Annotated in this window: 17 protein-coding genes; 1 reads left to right on the forward strand and 16 read right to left on the reverse strand. The window is 39.4% G+C overall.

All coding sequences use genetic code 11. From position 1 onward, the window contains the following. Positions 1 to 3: 3 nt before the first annotated feature. From purR to H5S39_RS03940, 11 genes are all read right to left on the reverse strand, one after another. Positions 4 to 849 (reverse strand): pur operon repressor, encoded by an 846-nt coding sequence (purR, locus tag H5S39_RS03890; protein WP_182597012.1) that lies wholly within the window; start codon positions 847 to 849, stop codon positions 4 to 6. A gap of 118 nt (positions 850 to 967) precedes the next feature. Then, positions 968 to 1,765, reverse strand: coding sequence for a metal ABC transporter permease (locus tag H5S39_RS03895; protein WP_182597011.1), 798 nt, complete (start codon positions 1,763 to 1,765; stop codon positions 968 to 970). Then, positions 1,766 to 2,437 (reverse strand): metal ABC transporter ATP-binding protein, encoded by a 672-nt coding sequence (locus tag H5S39_RS03900; RefSeq protein WP_182597010.1) that lies wholly within the window; start codon positions 2,435 to 2,437, stop codon positions 1,766 to 1,768. A 7-nt stretch (positions 2,438 to 2,444) separates the two neighbouring features. Beyond that, positions 2,445 to 3,356, reverse strand: a complete 912-nt coding sequence (locus H5S39_RS03905) for a metal ABC transporter solute-binding protein, Zn/Mn family (RefSeq protein WP_182597009.1) — start codon at positions 3,354 to 3,356, stop codon at positions 2,445 to 2,447. Between the two features lie 124 nt (positions 3,357 to 3,480). Next, complete coding sequence (gene ispE / locus H5S39_RS03910; RefSeq protein WP_182597008.1) at positions 3,481 to 4,332, reverse strand: 4-(cytidine 5'-diphospho)-2-C-methyl-D-erythritol kinase; 852 nt, start codon at positions 4,330 to 4,332, stop codon at positions 3,481 to 3,483. Between the two features lie 173 nt (positions 4,333 to 4,505). Continuing rightward, the gene (locus tag H5S39_RS03915) at positions 4,506 to 4,751 is read right to left on the reverse strand and encodes a Veg family protein (protein WP_182597007.1); all 246 of its coding nucleotides are present in this window, start codon (positions 4,749 to 4,751) and stop codon (positions 4,506 to 4,508) included. Between the two features lie 93 nt (positions 4,752 to 4,844). Further along, complete coding sequence (gene rsmA / locus H5S39_RS03920) at positions 4,845 to 5,738, reverse strand: 16S rRNA (adenine(1518)-N(6)/adenine(1519)-N(6))-dimethyltransferase RsmA (protein WP_182597006.1); 894 nt, start codon at positions 5,736 to 5,738, stop codon at positions 4,845 to 4,847. Then, on the reverse strand, positions 5,731 to 6,297 hold the full coding sequence (gene rnmV, locus H5S39_RS03925) for a ribonuclease M5 (RefSeq protein ID WP_182597005.1): 567 nt from the start codon (positions 6,295 to 6,297) through the stop codon (positions 5,731 to 5,733). The genes rsmA and rnmV overlap by 8 nt, the downstream gene beginning before the upstream one ends. Beyond that, complete coding sequence (locus H5S39_RS03930) at positions 6,294 to 7,100, reverse strand: TatD family hydrolase (RefSeq protein ID WP_375139109.1); 807 nt, start codon at positions 7,098 to 7,100, stop codon at positions 6,294 to 6,296. The genes rnmV and H5S39_RS03930 overlap by 4 nt, the downstream gene beginning before the upstream one ends. A gap of 1 nt (position 7,101) precedes the next feature. Next, positions 7,102 to 9,129, reverse strand: coding sequence for a methionine--tRNA ligase (gene metG / locus H5S39_RS03935; RefSeq protein WP_182597003.1), 2,028 nt, complete (start codon positions 9,127 to 9,129; stop codon positions 7,102 to 7,104). A 77-nt stretch (positions 9,130 to 9,206) separates the two neighbouring features. Further along, positions 9,207 to 10,055 (reverse strand): DUF72 domain-containing protein, encoded by an 849-nt coding sequence (locus H5S39_RS03940; protein WP_182597002.1) that lies wholly within the window; start codon positions 10,053 to 10,055, stop codon positions 9,207 to 9,209. Between the two features lie 265 nt (positions 10,056 to 10,320). Between H5S39_RS03940 and H5S39_RS11565 the strand changes: the two genes are divergently transcribed. Further along, positions 10,321 to 10,446: a hypothetical protein gene (locus H5S39_RS11565; RefSeq protein WP_259407319.1), complete on the forward strand. Its 126-nt coding sequence runs from the start codon at positions 10,321 to 10,323 to the stop codon at positions 10,444 to 10,446. Positions 10,447 to 10,503: 57 nt separating this feature from the next. On the opposite strand, the gene H5S39_RS03945 is transcribed toward H5S39_RS11565, so the two are convergent. The 5 genes from H5S39_RS03945 to trpS all read right to left on the reverse strand — a co-directional run bounded on the left by H5S39_RS03945 (position 10,504) and on the right by trpS (position 15,520). Further along, positions 10,504 to 11,202 carry an NAD-dependent protein deacylase gene (locus H5S39_RS03945; protein ID WP_182597001.1) on the reverse strand — a complete coding sequence of 233 codons (699 nt, stop codon included), beginning with the start codon at positions 11,200 to 11,202 and terminating at the stop codon, positions 10,504 to 10,506. A 5-nt stretch (positions 11,203 to 11,207) separates the two neighbouring features. Beyond that, positions 11,208 to 12,167, reverse strand: a complete 960-nt coding sequence (locus H5S39_RS03950) for an HELLH-NELLK family protein (RefSeq protein WP_182597000.1) — start codon at positions 12,165 to 12,167, stop codon at positions 11,208 to 11,210. A 4-nt stretch (positions 12,168 to 12,171) separates the two neighbouring features. Continuing rightward, positions 12,172 to 13,422, reverse strand: a complete 1,251-nt coding sequence (locus H5S39_RS03955; RefSeq protein WP_182596999.1) for a hydroxymethylglutaryl-CoA reductase, degradative — start codon at positions 13,420 to 13,422, stop codon at positions 12,172 to 12,174. Next, positions 13,415 to 14,356 (reverse strand): Ppx/GppA family phosphatase, encoded by a 942-nt coding sequence (locus H5S39_RS03960; protein WP_182596998.1) that lies wholly within the window; start codon positions 14,354 to 14,356, stop codon positions 13,415 to 13,417. Before H5S39_RS03960 ends, H5S39_RS03955 begins: the two co-directional genes overlap by 8 nt. A 141-nt stretch (positions 14,357 to 14,497) precedes the next feature. Next, complete coding sequence (trpS, locus tag H5S39_RS03965) at positions 14,498 to 15,520, reverse strand: tryptophan--tRNA ligase (protein WP_182596997.1); 1,023 nt, start codon at positions 15,518 to 15,520, stop codon at positions 14,498 to 14,500. Positions 15,521 to 15,678: the final 158 nt, after the last annotated feature.

Below are 15,678 nucleotides of genomic sequence, written 5' to 3' on the forward strand. Positions count from 1 at the left end.
TTTTTAATTCCCCATTTTCTTACTAAATACATTTTCCATGAAATTACCAGCCTGAGCATGAATCTTTTTCTCCGGCCCATCCATCGTCTCAACTTTAATCAGCGAAGTACAATTATCCACTAATCGTTGACTATTTACCGGATGTCCTTCCGCAAAAACAGTAATTCCAACGAGGTTAGCATCGAATTCTTTAATCAAGGACTTCATTCCGGTGATTGTGCCGCCCCCTTTCATGAAATCATCAACAACTAATACATTTGCTCCTGATGATAGGGTGCGTCGTGATAATTCCATCTTCTTGATTCGTTGCACTGAACCAGACACATAATTTACACTCACTGTCGGTCCTTCCGTGATATGAGAACTATTGCGAACAATCACAAATGGTTTATTCATATACATTGCAACGCTTTGGGCAATTGGAATTCCCTTCGTCTCAACGGTCATAATAACGTCAACATCCGTTTCAACATATTGTGTTGCAATCAGCTTACCAATTTGTCGCAAAGTCTCTGGTTGCCCAATCAGGTCCGATAAATATACATACCCCCCTGGAAGAAGGCGCGAATCGTCATTAACTTTCTCAACTAAAGTATTAATGGCCGCTTGGGCGTTTTCTTCAGAAAAAAATGGTGTTAAAACTGCTCCACCACTTGCACCCGGAATGGTCTCTAGCCGGCCTTGACCCCACGTTTGAAAAGCATGCTTAACAATTCCAAGGTCTTCACTAATTGATGACTTAGCTGAATCATAGCGCTCACCAAAGAACTTTAACGACACCAAAGATCGTGGATGCTCAAGCAGGTAACGTGTCATATCAACCAACCGATTGCTTCGTCTAATTTTCATAATTCTCCTCTACCTCTCAAAAAAGGATTAATTAACATTGATTTTACCATAAAATGTTCGTCTTTTAGGATAAAAATAAAAAGGAAGTGCAATTTTATTTCACACTTCCTTTGATAAATTAATCTGCTTCCATAAATCGACCGTATAGTAAAGCGGAAACATAAATTGCAGCTTCAATTACTGCAATAAAGAAACTTACTGGCCAATCAGTAAGGTATCCAAGTAGTAATCCTAACCACGTACCTAATAGCGAGAACAAAATTGCGAGAATTATCATGCGAGCAACACCATGAGTAAAATACTTCGCACTCGCTGCTGGTAAAGTCAGTAAAATAAAGATTAACAATGAACCAACAATCTGAGCAGCCACACTAACACTTAGGGCCAACAACAGTAAAAAGATTACAGAAATTACCGTTTCATTAATCCCACTAACCCGCGCTCCAATGGTATCAAATGAATCAAATTTTAAACGCCGATATAACAGCAAAAGGATTACAAGAACTAGAATTGAAAGATAAATCAATTGCCATACTTCATTCATACTGATTCCTACTACGCTACCAAAAAGAATACTAGTCGCAGAACTCGCAGATTGACTGCTTAACGATAAGAATAGGATTCCCATTCCGATAAATAATGCAGAAACTGCACTGATAACAGCTTCGCGTCGTGATTCTTTAATACTCATTTGACCAACAATCACTGAGCTAAGCATAGTAAACAAGATCATCCCATTTAATGCTGGCCAACCTGCAAAGACAGCAAAAGCTCCACCTGCAAAGCCAATTTCTGATAATGTATGAGTTAAGAATGATAAATTTCTTGCAACAACAAAAACGCCAATCATCCCGCTAATAATTGCAATAAAGGTACTAGCAATAAACGCATGGCGCATAAAGCTTAATGTAAGCATCTACTTTGTACCTCCTTTGGCGGGAACAGGCAATTCATTAATTGGTCCTGTCTCATAAGATTTCCCTGTCATGTATAAGAAACGAGTTCCATATTGTTGTGCTAGGTCCCAATCATGAGTAATAAACATCACGCTTAAACCATTTTGTTGAAAACGAGTAACTAAATCCAATAGTTCATATTTCATTTCATTGTCTAAACTGGCAGTTGATTCATCAAGAATAAGGAGGTTTGGATCAGGCAATAATGCTTGTGCAAGATATGCCCGCTGCTTTTCGCCCCCTGATGCTAATCCCAATGGTCGTTCCGCAATATTAACAAGGTTATTTTCGCGAATCATTCGGTTGACGCGATCCCGTTCTTTTTTAGTTAGCCACGGAATAATTCTTGGCTTTGTATTTAATGCTACAAAGTCTTTTATCGATAACGGATATTCTTCGTCAATATTGCGAAACTGTGGTACATACCCAATTTTGGTATTTTGCGGAATATCGATTGTGCCCTTTTTTGGCTTTAAGAAGCCTAACATCGAGCGAACCAACGTTGTCTTCCCAACACCGTTTTCACCAACAACTACTAAGAAATCACCTTCATTAATCGTAAAACTCAGATGATCAATTACCGTATGACTTCCATAAGCAACTGTTAAATCATCGACTGATACAACTGTCATTCTCTCTTTAATTCTCCTTTTGTTGAATTTCTGACAAGGCCCGATACTGCTTTAACATCCATTCCGTATAATTATCACCATTTGGTTTTGTCTCTGTAACTTTCAATACCGGAACATTATTTTCACGCGCCAATTTAACCAAATTATCAATTACTTTATCACTGGTTTGAGAGTTATCAACAAAGAAAGCAATCTGATGATTAGTAATTGCCTGTTGAATTTCTTCAATGTCCTTCGGTGATGGATCATTACCATCCTCAACCGCTTTTTCAAAATGCTCATCCATAACTTGATAACCTGCTGCTTCTAATGCATAATCAAAAACCGGTTCGCTAACTGCTACTTGATTATTATTGGGATTAACATTCTTCTTTACCTTCGCAATTTCATTATCAAGCGGTTTTAAAGATTTTAGATATTTTCGAGCATTTGCTTTGTATTCTCCCGCATGTTGAGGATCAAGCTTACTATATTGATTTGCTAAATCATTAGCTAATTTTTTTACAGTAGATGGATTATACCAAATATGCTCATTGTCTCCATCCTTTTTACCAATTAATGACGCAACGTCAATTACCTTAATTTTATTGCGATTATCACTAGATTTGACTAGTTTATTCATCCAACTATCATAGCCCAATCCATTTTCAATCACAATATTAGCATTTGCTACTTGTTGGGCCTGTTTCGTACTCGGTTGATAGTCATGGGGATCAACCGAAGCATTGTCAATAAATGAAATCACTTCTCCATGGTTACCCGCAACCTTTTGCGCTACTTCTCCGTAAAAATTTAACCCTGTTACAACTCTAATCGGCTTTTCGTCCTTTCCTAATGACTTCCATGGTACAAATGACAGCCCTAGGATTATCAATAGTAGAACAATAATACTACTTACACTAATAACATATTTTTTCATTTCTCTTCCTCTACTTTAATCGGAATGATTACTATTTAGAACAACTAACATCATATACAAAATATTCATAAAATGCAATAAGAAAAAAGGCTAGGAATTAACCTAACCTCTAACTATCCGTTATTTAAAGCAAAGTTACCACGTGAACGTCTCGACAAAAGCCACGAATACTATTTTGGATTCGCTTAGCACGCGACTCTGTATGACATATTGCAAATACGGTTGGTCCTGTACCGCTCATTTGTGCCACGTCGGCGCCTAAATCTTTCATTTTATTTTTTAACCGACCAATCTCTGGGTAACGTTCCATTGTCAATGGTTCAAGAACATTTCCCATATACTTTACAGCTTCAAACCAATTTTGCTCTTCTAAATTTTTAATAAGTGCCGCATTATCCAAATGCTTAATCTTTTCGTAATTAATCTGCCGCAAAATCTGGGGAGTTGATACGCTAATTTGTTGCTTAGCAATTACCGCCCAGTAATGAGGCTGTGGCGGCAGCAAGTCAATCTTTTCACCATGTCCCGTCACATGGGCTAACTTATTATACACACAGTAAGGGACGTCTGAATCAATCGTCAAGGCAATCTGAGCTAATTCAGCTAAGCTTAATCCTAGCTGCCAGATACTATTTAATGCCCGCAAAACAGCTGCTGCATCCGATGAACCACCACCTAGCCCTGCGGCAACCGGTATTTGCTTTTTTATTTTAATCGTTACACCCTCTTTGCGATGAAAACGACTTCGTAAAATATGAGCTGCTTGATATGCTAAATTACGTTGATCATTAGGAAGAAAGCCACTATTAGTATAAACTTTTATCGTTGCAGGTCGCCGATGCGTCTCAACAGTTACATAATCTGCTAGGTCTGCCGAAACCATTACCATATCCCATCGGGGAAAACCGTCAAAATACCGCATAGGAGTATCTAAGCTTAAATTTAACTTTGCAGGTGCTTTTTCTGTAACTATCATTCGACAACCCTCCTTAATTAATGCTAGTTAATTAAATTATACTAACGCTACTGTAATCCTTGCAACTACTGTTTTTTCTCTGTAATTTAGTATTGATATTAATACAGCCCTTAGTATTCGCTATATTGAACACTAAGGGCTGTTTGTCTTTGCAAGATAAATTTTTAATGACGCTATTCCGCTTCTTCATCAAATGCGATGGAAATATTTCTCGTTAATAAATCAGTATAACTGTATGAAACCCGGTCCAGCTTTCCTTTATCATCATTTAGATGAATAATAAATACTGCCGGATAAGTCTTACTTAAGATGCCGTGATGGGTGGTAATACGTTTACGTCCAGCTTGCGCTTTTACTAATACATGCTCGCCAATCCGGTCGTCTAGCTTTTTTTTAATTTCTACAATGCTATTAGGCACGACTCCTTCACCTCACTGTAGACTAGCATACACTTATTTTACACAAAAAGCAATATTGTACCACACTGCTTTAGGAAGGTCAACCGTCTTTGGCTATAGTAAATCCTGCTGGTGAAGGGCATTAGCAAGATTTATAAATTGTTCTAACGTTAATTTTTCCGGTCGAAGTTGTGGCGAAATATTCAAATCACTTAGAATTGTGGTCATTTTTGCCTTGATTTCCGGTTCTTTCCCGACAATACTCTGCAAATTATTCCACAGACTCTTTCGCCGATGAGCAAAGCATCCCCGAATAAAGCCAAACAATTTTTGCTTATCAAATGGTTGAACAAGTAAAGCAGTTGTCCGCGGCCGTAAAACAACAATTGCTGAATCAACATTGGGTGATGGAACAAAGACTTTGCGTGACACATCAAAAGCAATTTTAGCATTCATCTGGTACTCAATTGCCAATGTTAACGCCCCGTATTGTTTTGTTCCCGGCTTGGCAGTTAGCCGTTGCGCAACCTCTTTTTGCATCATTACACATATTGTTGCCCATTTTACCGGACTTGCCAATAAATTCATTAAAATCGGGCTAGTAATGTAATACGGTAAATTAGCAACTACTTTTATTGGCTTTGTCGGATCTGTAAATTCCTTTTTAATTAGTTCTGGCAAGTTTGATTGGAGAACATCTTGTTTTACAACCTTAACGTTATCATAAGGAGCTAATACTTCATCTAAGACTGGGATTAAGTCTTGGTCAATCTCAAGTGCCAGTACTTCCCCCGCTTGTTGAGCCAATTGTTCTGTTAATGCCCCAATTCCCGGGCCGACTTCAATCACATTATCGTTTCTGGAAATATCAGCCGCTTTAACAATGTTTTTTAGCACATTTAAGTCAGTAAGAAAATTTTGCCCGAAACTTTTTTTCGTCCGAATACCATATTTTTCCATTATCGCATGTGTTCGTGCCCGACTGCCAATTTCCGGTGAATTACTCATGTTTTTCCTCCTGATTTATTTGCTGAACAGCTTTTATAAAGTCATTTTTATCAACTTGAAACATATTCAAACGGTGCACTAGCTGCTTGCCATTACTATAACCAATCCCTAAAATCTGTCCTAACCGTTCACGACGCTTACGAGAATCAGCTTGACCAATAAGTCCAGCCTGCTGAAGATCACGATTATCAAAGTTTTTTTGCTGAACTGGTGCCTGCGTATAAAGACGTTTTAGTGATGCCTCTATTACCGCGGGAGCTGCATGTTCTACCCCTAAACTGCCGTGTGCTTCGGTTGGAACGCCTTCTTTACGTTTAATAAAAGCATGTTTGACACCTGGGATTGCCTTACTAATAATTTTCCGGATCCGTTCACCATTAAAGTCAGGATCGGTAAAAACAATTAGTCCCCGACTTTTTTGTAATTTTGCTAGTTTTGTAAGATCAGCTTGAGAGATTGCAGATCCATTAGTTTCATAAGTATCAGCATCAACTGCCTTTAAAATCTGCTTAGTGTCATCTTTGCCCTCAACAACAATAACTTCTTTTACTCTAATCATAGGCCTCTTTCTTCATTCTGCAAAAATAATCGTCGTGCATTTTCAAAGGTCTTATAGGCTACCTTGCCTGCATCAACTTGCTTTAACGCTGCAATCGTATCTACCGTAAATTTGGTAAAACCCGGTTCGTTCTGTTTACCACGATATGGTAACGGAGTAAGGTAAGGAGCATCAGTTTCCACCATCATTTTTTCCAGCGGAACAACTTGAGCCGCCTCATGAACCTCAATTGCATTTTTAAAACTAACAACTCCGCTAAACGAAATCATCATCCCAAGGGCCATAAATTTTTCTGCCCACGCTGCAGAACCATTAAAGCTATGCATAACACCGCCAAACTCATCAATATGAGCATTGCTTAAAATGTCATAAGTATCAGCTAAAGCATCACGACAATGGATAGACACCGGCAAGTGAAGCTTACGCGCCCAGATAAGCTGTTCCATGAAAATATCTTGCTGTTGCTGGTGAGGTGAATGGTCATCATTATAATAATCTAATCCAATTTCACCGATGCCCACTACCAGTGGATCACGAAGTTGCTGCTGTAATTCACGTTTAGTTGATTCATTCCACCCCGCAATATCTTCGGGATGCCACCCAATGATTGGATGAAGATTGTCATACCGATGTCCCAACTTAAGTGCGCGCTGATTTAATTCCCGGTTCGATCCGACAATATTCATTTCAGTAACGCCGTAGTGAGCCGCTCTATCAATAAATGCAGGGACATCATCATAAAAGGCATCATCGTTTAGATGCGTATGTGAGTCATAAATCTGTCCTTGATGCTTTTCTTTCACGTTATTCAACGCCCATTCCTGGTACAAGATTATCTGGAACAGTTACTACTTGAACATTACCATCTTTTTCAGCTGACAAGAGCATTCCTTGACTTAACTCGCCCCGCATCTTCCGTGGCTTCAAGTTAGCAACAATTAAAACTTTTTTACCAACTAATACCGATGGGTCTGGATACCACTTAGCAATTCCTGAAAGAATCTGCCGACCTTCTTCAGTACCATCATCCATTTGGAACTTAAGCAGCTTATCTGCTCCTTCAACATGGTCAGCCGCAGTAATTTGCGCAACTTTTAGTTCGACTTTATCAAAGACATCGATTCGAATTTGCTTTTTGCCATCGGTTTCTGCTTCTTTTTGTTTTTCTTGTGCTTTTTGCTTTGCTTCAGCCATTGCTTTACGCCCCTTTTTCTTTTCATTAGCAGTCATTTTACTCTTAATAAATTCCACTTCTGCTTTGACATCAAGTCGAGGGAATATCGGTGTTCCCTTAGCAACAACTTGCGCAGTTGCTGGAAAATCATCAAAGTCCAAATCTTTTAATGTCAAATCAGTATTGTGAATACCAAGTTGGCTAATAATTTCCTTAGGCGCATTTGGCATAATTGGTTGGATCAATGCTGCAATAATTCGCAAACTCTTGGCTAAGTGTGTCATTACATCCGATAATACTGCTTTTTTACTATCGTCTTTTGCTAAAACCCATGGTTCAGTCTCATCAATGTACTTATTAGCTCGACTAACAAGTTTCCAAATAGCTGCCAGCGCTTCGGCAAAGCGGGTCTTATCCATTAGATTCTTATATTCAGCAATAACATCAGCAGCTGTTTGTTCAAGGTCACTATCAAAGTCAGTCGTTGCTTCATTAGTTCCAACAAGCTTTCCGTCTTGATACTTGTTAATCATCGCAACTGTCCGATTAAGAAGGTTTCCTAGATCATTAGCTAAATCGTAGTTGACTTTATCTACAAAATCTTCTGGGCTAAAGACACCATCATTTCCAAATGGCATTGCCCGCAATAAGTAGTAACGGGTAGCATCAAGTCCATAACGGTCAACTAAGGTTTCAGGGTAAATTACGTTTCCCTTAGACTTGGACATCTTACCATCTCGCATGGTCAACCACCCATGACCAATAATATGCTTAGGTAATGGTAACCCTAATGCATGAAGCATAATTGGCCAGTAAATAGTATGGAAACGAACAATTTCCTTACCAACCATGTGTACATCAGCAGGCCAGTACTTTTTAAAGAGGTGATCATCATCACTACCATAACCAAGGGCTGTAATATAATTTGATAATGCATCAATCCATACGTACACCACATGCTTCGGGTCACTAGGAACTTTAACTCCCCAGTTGAATGATGTTCGTGTAACTGCCAAGTCTTCTAATCCCGGCTTTAAGAAATTGTTGATCATTTCATTCATTCGTGATTGAGGTTCAATAAAATCAGGGTGTTCCTTATAATATTCCATCAACCAATCAGCGTATTTGCTCATCTTGAAGAAATATGATTCCTCTTCGACTAACTGCACCTCATGACCTGATGGCGCTTTTCCACCGATTACCTTACCATTATCATCACGATAAACTTCTGCTAGCTGACTTTCGGTAAAGTACTCTTCGTCATCAACCGAATACCAGCCAGTATACTTGCCCTTGTAAATATCTCCCTGGTCCAAAAGTTGTTGGAAAATCTTTTGAACTGCCTTTTCATGGTAATCATCAGTTGTCCGAATAAATTTATCATTAGTAATTTCTAGCTTTTTCCATAGCTCTTTAATTTGTGCCGCCATTTGATCCACATATTCTTGCGGCTTCATCCCAAGCTTTTCGGCCTTTTGTTCGATTTTAAGCCCATGTTCATCGGTTCCGGTTAAATAAAAAACATCATAACCCATTAACCGTTTAAACCGTGCTTCTGCATCACATGCAATAGTGGTATATGAGTTACCAATATGTAACTTACCAGATGGATAGTAAATTGGTGTTGTAATGTAATAAGTTGGTTTTTGTTCAGCCATATGAGGCCCCTCTTTCTAAGATATTACTAATTAAGATTTAACATTTAGTATAGCATTTTATTACAGCTTGCTCCATCCTAAAACAAGTCCAGTTGTTCTGGAGATTTAGGAGCTAAACCTGAGAAATTAATATTCATCATTTTCTGCAAGCTTAGCGCATTAGGCGCAGCATCTTTGGCCGAATTATTGTTAAAAATGATACCTAATTCTCGCGGTAGTGGTTTTAGAGACTCAATTTGTTCTTTAAAGAAGGCGAGTTCTTCTTTTGAGTAGCGATACAGGGTCCGTGTTTTCCGCCACTCTTTCCCTTGATTATCCCATCCTTTACGATTTCGGCCATGCAATCGCAACATGGCAAAATCAGGATTAGTCGTTGTCAAAACGAACGGAACAGACGTTGGTGTATCATGCGGTTCGTCGGCAGCAACTAAAGTAAAATTCAGTTCCCGACAAAAAGCTTCCACCGAATCAAAGACCCCTGTTTTATACCAGGTCTGATTACGAAACTCAACGGCAATCGGTAAATCACCTAACCAGGCACGAATCAACCTTAAATAGGAGAAATCACGAACTGTCGCGTCAAAATATGGCGGAAATTGAAAAAGAATTGTTTTTAGCTGATCAGTCGCTATTAAGGGGGTAATTGTCCGCCGATACTGTTGGAAAACCTCCTCTAATTCTCCTCGGTCCTGCCCCCGCTGATGTAACGTCATCTTTTGGTTTGCTTTAATGATGAATTGAAAATTTATCGGTACCTGCGATAACCAATTTTGAATTGTCGTTACTTGGGGTAAGGCATAGAAAAATGTGTCAACTTCTACCAGCGGAAAATATTGAGCATACTCGTTCAGTGTAACCGGGCGTTGTTCATTATGGATAAGGACCGGATGTTCCGTCCAGGTCGTCATTCCCATTGTTATTTTCAAATTAGTCCCTCTTTTCAATCCTAAGAAATACTCATCAAATCGCTTAGCAAATTCTTATTCACGCAAAAATAAATTTATATTCATTTTCAAGCGGTACAAATCGCTTTAATATCACTTTTATGCATTTTGCCGTCAAAATCCGCGCAGAATATGCATTTTTTATTTCACACTAAATGAAAGCGCTTCTCATACTTGCTCTTTTCCCTAGGAATTACTCCTTAAACATGTTATTTTACAGTTGGATCATATGAAAGGAGCGATCAAAATGCTACTAAAGAGCAAAGACATTAACCACATTTTTTACCAAGAAAAGGATGCTACCAAAAAGAAAAAGATAGGTACAGTAGCATTCCCATTCAAAGTAGATGGGAAGGTCGTCTTCTTTGAATAAAGTTTTGCAATAAAAAGAAGCTGGATATTGTCTAAGTGACAATGGCAGCTTCTTTTATTATACTTTCAATTCAGCAAAAAATTGGGTTGCATCGGCTTGAACCATCTGAAATTCAATTGGGAGCTGCAATAATTGTTGATTGATAGCAATTACTTTTGCCTTAGGATTACGGTAATCTAGCAAGCCTGCAAACGGGTACACTTTCATCGAAGTACCAACTATTACGATCAGGTCCGCTTGTTGCATTGCCTTAACCGAATTAATAATGTTCTCCTGCTTAATTCCCTCATCATATAAAACAACATCGGGACGTAAAGGCCCATTATCTTTTTGATGAATTCGACTCTTTAAATATTCACTGATTGGGACAGTTTCATGACATTTTTCACAGTAGACGTGAAACAGATTACCATGAAAATCTATTAAATGCTTAGTCCCCGCCTCTTCATATAAATTATCAATGTTTTGTGTAATCACAATTGCCCGATCTTGTTGGGTAAGGGCTGCTTGCTTTTGGTGAATTATATTTGGCTTAGCATCAGGAAAATATAGATTTTTCTTACAGAATTCATAAAAGCCTTCTGGATCACTCACAAAGTAGCGGTGACTTAAATAGTATTCTGCATTCTTGTTTTTTGTGTATAAACCGTTTGCTGACCGAAAATCTGGAATACCAGAGGCAGTTGAAACACCTGCTCCAGTTAGAAAGACAATATTATTTGCATCATCAAACGTCTGTTGAATTTTCGTATCCATCTAGCTCACTTCCTTACAATGTATGGAATACTATGACGTTCAAGAAAATCCTTTACTGGTTGAGCATAGATTTTTTTAAATGTTTCAGGCGCATTATCAGTAGGCGCTGGGATGGTGAATGAGTTTTGACCATCACTTCGGCGAATTCCGACATATGCCCGTTTATTGGTTCCGCGTTCCTTCATATCCGAATGATAAATTTCAAATACTTGACGTACCTCTAGCCGTAATTGACGCTCACTTAGAACTGGTGAAAGTGTTGTGTATTCGTTATTATGAAGAGCTGGTAATCCCCATGCTTGCATCTGTTCATCAAACAACGAATAAGTCTTGATAATTGTCCGACGCATATCAAATGGTGATTTAATTGGCTTTTTAGTAATTTCGCTATAAATTTTCTTGGCAGCGGCTAATGCTACTGGATAATTTTCCTGTAGTATTTTTTCATACTTTGGCAAATTATCGCCATAGAATACTAACGCATCTAAAAGCGTTAAAAGACGCAATGTCCGTTCGTCATCGTCTTCTTTTTCTGGAGTAAGGGTGTGTTCAATCCCCTTTAAGTACTCCTCTTCAATCTGATCATCAATGAAGCCATGCTTACGCTGCTCTGCTACCACAACACGGTGCATTGCAACATTATACAGGTCAGTTGCCATAATCATCATCTGCTCATCTAGCTCTTTATCACCAAGCGATAGTTGGAAAAAGATTTGCGGGAATCCCTTTAAAAGCATTAACAAATGAAGCAATTCGTGAGATGCAGTGTAGTTTGGTGCCGTTAAATCGGTCACAATAATAACTAATGCCCCTGGAATCGTCTGTTGCGTTGCTTGATCGTGACGAACGTACCCTGATTTATCACCGTGAAATTGAACAAAGACACTTCCCTCGGGATATAGTGAATTTACTTGGTCAAGGAGTAATTGATTTTCTTTATTTAACTTTATTGCTTCTTCACTCATTAATTTAGTCCTTTCTGATCATTGCTAGTACCTTACGCGCTAACGCTTGATCTACATGAGAATATTGTTTTAAATGAGCAACTACTATGGGAACTTCTATCGGTGTTGCCCCTACACTAACTGCTAGTGAGCGATATTGCAATTTCATATGGCCAGCTTGAATGCCAGTTGTTGTTAGTGCTCGTAATGCTGCCAAGTTTTGTGCAAGTCCAATACTAGCAGTAACTGCCGCTAATTCTTCCGCAGTCTTTATTTGGCTGATTTGGTAGTTTATTTTTGTTAGTTTATTCAATCCAATTGAGCCACCAACAACTCCAACCGGTAATGGGATAGTAATTGTTCCAATCAAACAATCACCATCAATTGTCCACTTACTCAGCCCACGATATTGTCCGTCACGAGCAGCATAGGCATGAGCGCCACTTTCAATTGCCCGCCAGTCATTACCGCTAGCAACCATCACCGCATCAATCCCATTCATAATCCCCTTATTGTGGGTAGCAGCTCGATATGGATCTACTTGTGCCAAGTCACTTAAACGGGCAATTCGTTTTGCCACTGTCTGCCCATCTATTTGTGCAGTTGCCAATTGTTTAAAATTAACCCGGCAACTAGCAGTTTGCAGACTTTTAGTTGCGAGATTGCTCAAAATTGCAGTAATAACATGGTAGCCCTTCGCAGTTAACCATTGTGCGACAGCTTCAACCATTGTATTAACGCTATTTGCCCCCATCGCCTGGCATACATCAATCCCTAAATCTAGACTGATAAAGTCGCCTGGCGTGCGGATAGTCATTTCCTTCGCTCCGCCACCACGTGCCTGCATTGATGGATGGGCCTGATTAGCAATTGCAAGAATCGTATCTTGATGCTCCGTCAACCACAAAAGAGTAGCCTTCTTATCCGTAATTTCATCTAATACCACTTGACCAACCAATTGGCGATCTTGTCGGGGAGCACTAAAGCCGCCTGAACGGCTAACCCGTTGTGCGCCATTACTAGCTGCAGCAACGACAGAAGGTTCTTCTATTGCCATGGGGACAGCATATTGGTGGTCATTAACCGTGAGATTTAACGCAACTCCTTCTGGCAATGAATAATCGGTAATATAATTTTCAATTAATTCATTGCCTAAAGCAGAGCTCTTCTCAGCTAACTGTTTTTCAGCTGCATTTGATAATTGACGCGCATCTTTCAAACGTTGCCGTCGCTTCTCGGCTGTTAATTTGTAAAAGCCATGTTGCCAATCATTCATGATGTCGCTTCCTTTGTCGCACATACTCAGTAATAATTCCCTCACGAACACCGCTTTCTGAAAAGATGACCCGTCCATCACTGTTTCGCTGAAGCAACGTTATTAAGGGTAGCATCCCGCCAATAATAATATCTGCCCGCTCCGGCTCAAGGCCAGCCATTCGTTTTCGTTGGGCAAGGTTACGGTTCAATAATTCGCGATAGGTAGCAAAGACCACCCGTGAAGACAACTGATATCCGTGAATAGAATTATTTCGCCGATGACGATGATGATACGATTGAGTCATTCGTGCTAATGTTCGATTGGCGCCACCTAATAACACGATTGGTACCCTTGTCGCATACCTTAACCATGGAATTTTAGTAAGTCGTTCATTCATCGCAACTTGTGCACGAAAAAGGTCTGCCGATCGGACATAGCCATTTAAACGAAACTGTTCAGAAAGGTTAACCGCTCCGACGGGAATCGAAATTAAATCACGAGCTTTGCGTTGCTGTACCAATACCAATTCACAACTTGCCCCACCTACATCTAAAATCAAACAGTGGTTGAGTCGCAATGTACGGATAACACCTAAATAATCATAATATGCTTCTTTTTTGCCTGATAAAACCTGTAGGCGAATACCGACTTCACGTTGAACACGATTTAAGAATTCCTGCCGATTACGCGCTTGACGAACTGCTGCCGTAGTTATTGCTCGCACTTTAATATTCGGAATCTCTTGATAGATTTTCTTAAATCGTTTTAAAGCTACAATTGTTCGTTCAATTGCATCTTCTTGTAACATTTTTTCTCGGCCCATTCCTTCAGATAAGCGAGTATTCTCCTTTACCCGTCGAATTTCACGGAACCGTCCATCTGGAGCAATTTCAGTAATTGCCATCCGAGCCGAGTTTGAGCCGAGGTCTACAATTGCGAGGTTTTCCACCATTTTCACCTCCGCTTTAACTAATTATTTTTCGTAAAAATACATCCCTTTTATGTTACCATGTTCTGCTATGCGAAACACGAAAAAAACGAGACCCAGGGAAAAAACTTAATCCGTTAGTCTCGCTTTATTAATTAACAAATTTTAACCAAAATAATTAATCCCAATCGCATCACGAACTTCCTTAAGCGTTTGGTTAGCAATTTCATTGGCGTGGGCAGAGCCTTCTTTTAATACTTGGTCAACATAATCGATATTAGCTGCATATTCTGCACGGCGTTTACGAATTGGGGCTAGCTCTGCTTCGAGAACATCATTTAAATAACGTTTTATCTTAACGTCTCCTAGGCCCCCAGCTTGATATTGTTCTTTTAATTTAGCCACCTGTTCTTTGTCTGGATCAAAGATATCAAGGTAAGTAAAGACCGTATTACCTTCAATATGTCCCGGATCACTAACCTTAATATGAGTTGGATCGGTATACATTGACATTACTTTCTTCTGAACCGTGTCGGCATCATCAGAAAGATAAATTGCATTGCCAAGTGACTTACTCATTTTTGCATTACCATCTAGTCCTGGAATTCGTCCCTGACCCTTTGGTGGAAATACCCCTTCTGGTTCTACCAAGATATCTTGCTGGTAAATGCGATTAAAGGTCCGCACAATTTCCCGCGTCTGTTCAAGCATCGGTTCCTGATCATCACCAACAGGTACTGTATCAGCCTTAAAAGCGGTAATATCAGCTGCCTGACTAACCGGATAAATTAAGAAACCAGCAGGAACACTTTCGCCGAACTTCTTTTGCTTAATCTCTGTTTTAACCGTTGGATTACGCCGCAAACGGGAAACTGTAACTAAGTTAAGGTAATGCATGGTCAATTCACTAAGGGCAGGGATTTGTGATTGAACTAAAATAGTCGATTTCTTAGGATCTATCCCAACTGCAAGGTAATCAAGTGCTACTTCGTGTAAACTTCGCCGAATCTTTTCTGGATCACGAGCATTATCAGTTAGCGCCTGTTGATCCGCAATCATAATAAAGGTGTCATATTTACCAGTATTTTGTAACTCAACCCGGTTTTTTAATGAACCAACATAGTGTCCAATATGTAATTTACCTGTTGGACGATCGCCAGTTAAGATCACATGTTTTTCTTCTGCCATTATAAATTCCTCCTAAAATAATAAAACGACCCATTAGCCAAAATAACTAAATAGGACGCTTCTCGCGCGGTACCACCTAAATTGCAATAAATATTGCCGCTCATTATCTATTTGATTGTGACCATTTCGTACTTTGGGGGCCTTTGCACCAAACCGCC

The sequence above is a fragment of the Limosilactobacillus rudii genome (assembly GCF_014145455.1).
In the GTDB taxonomy this organism is placed as follows: Bacteria; Bacillota; Bacilli; order Lactobacillales; family Lactobacillaceae; genus Limosilactobacillus; species Limosilactobacillus rudii.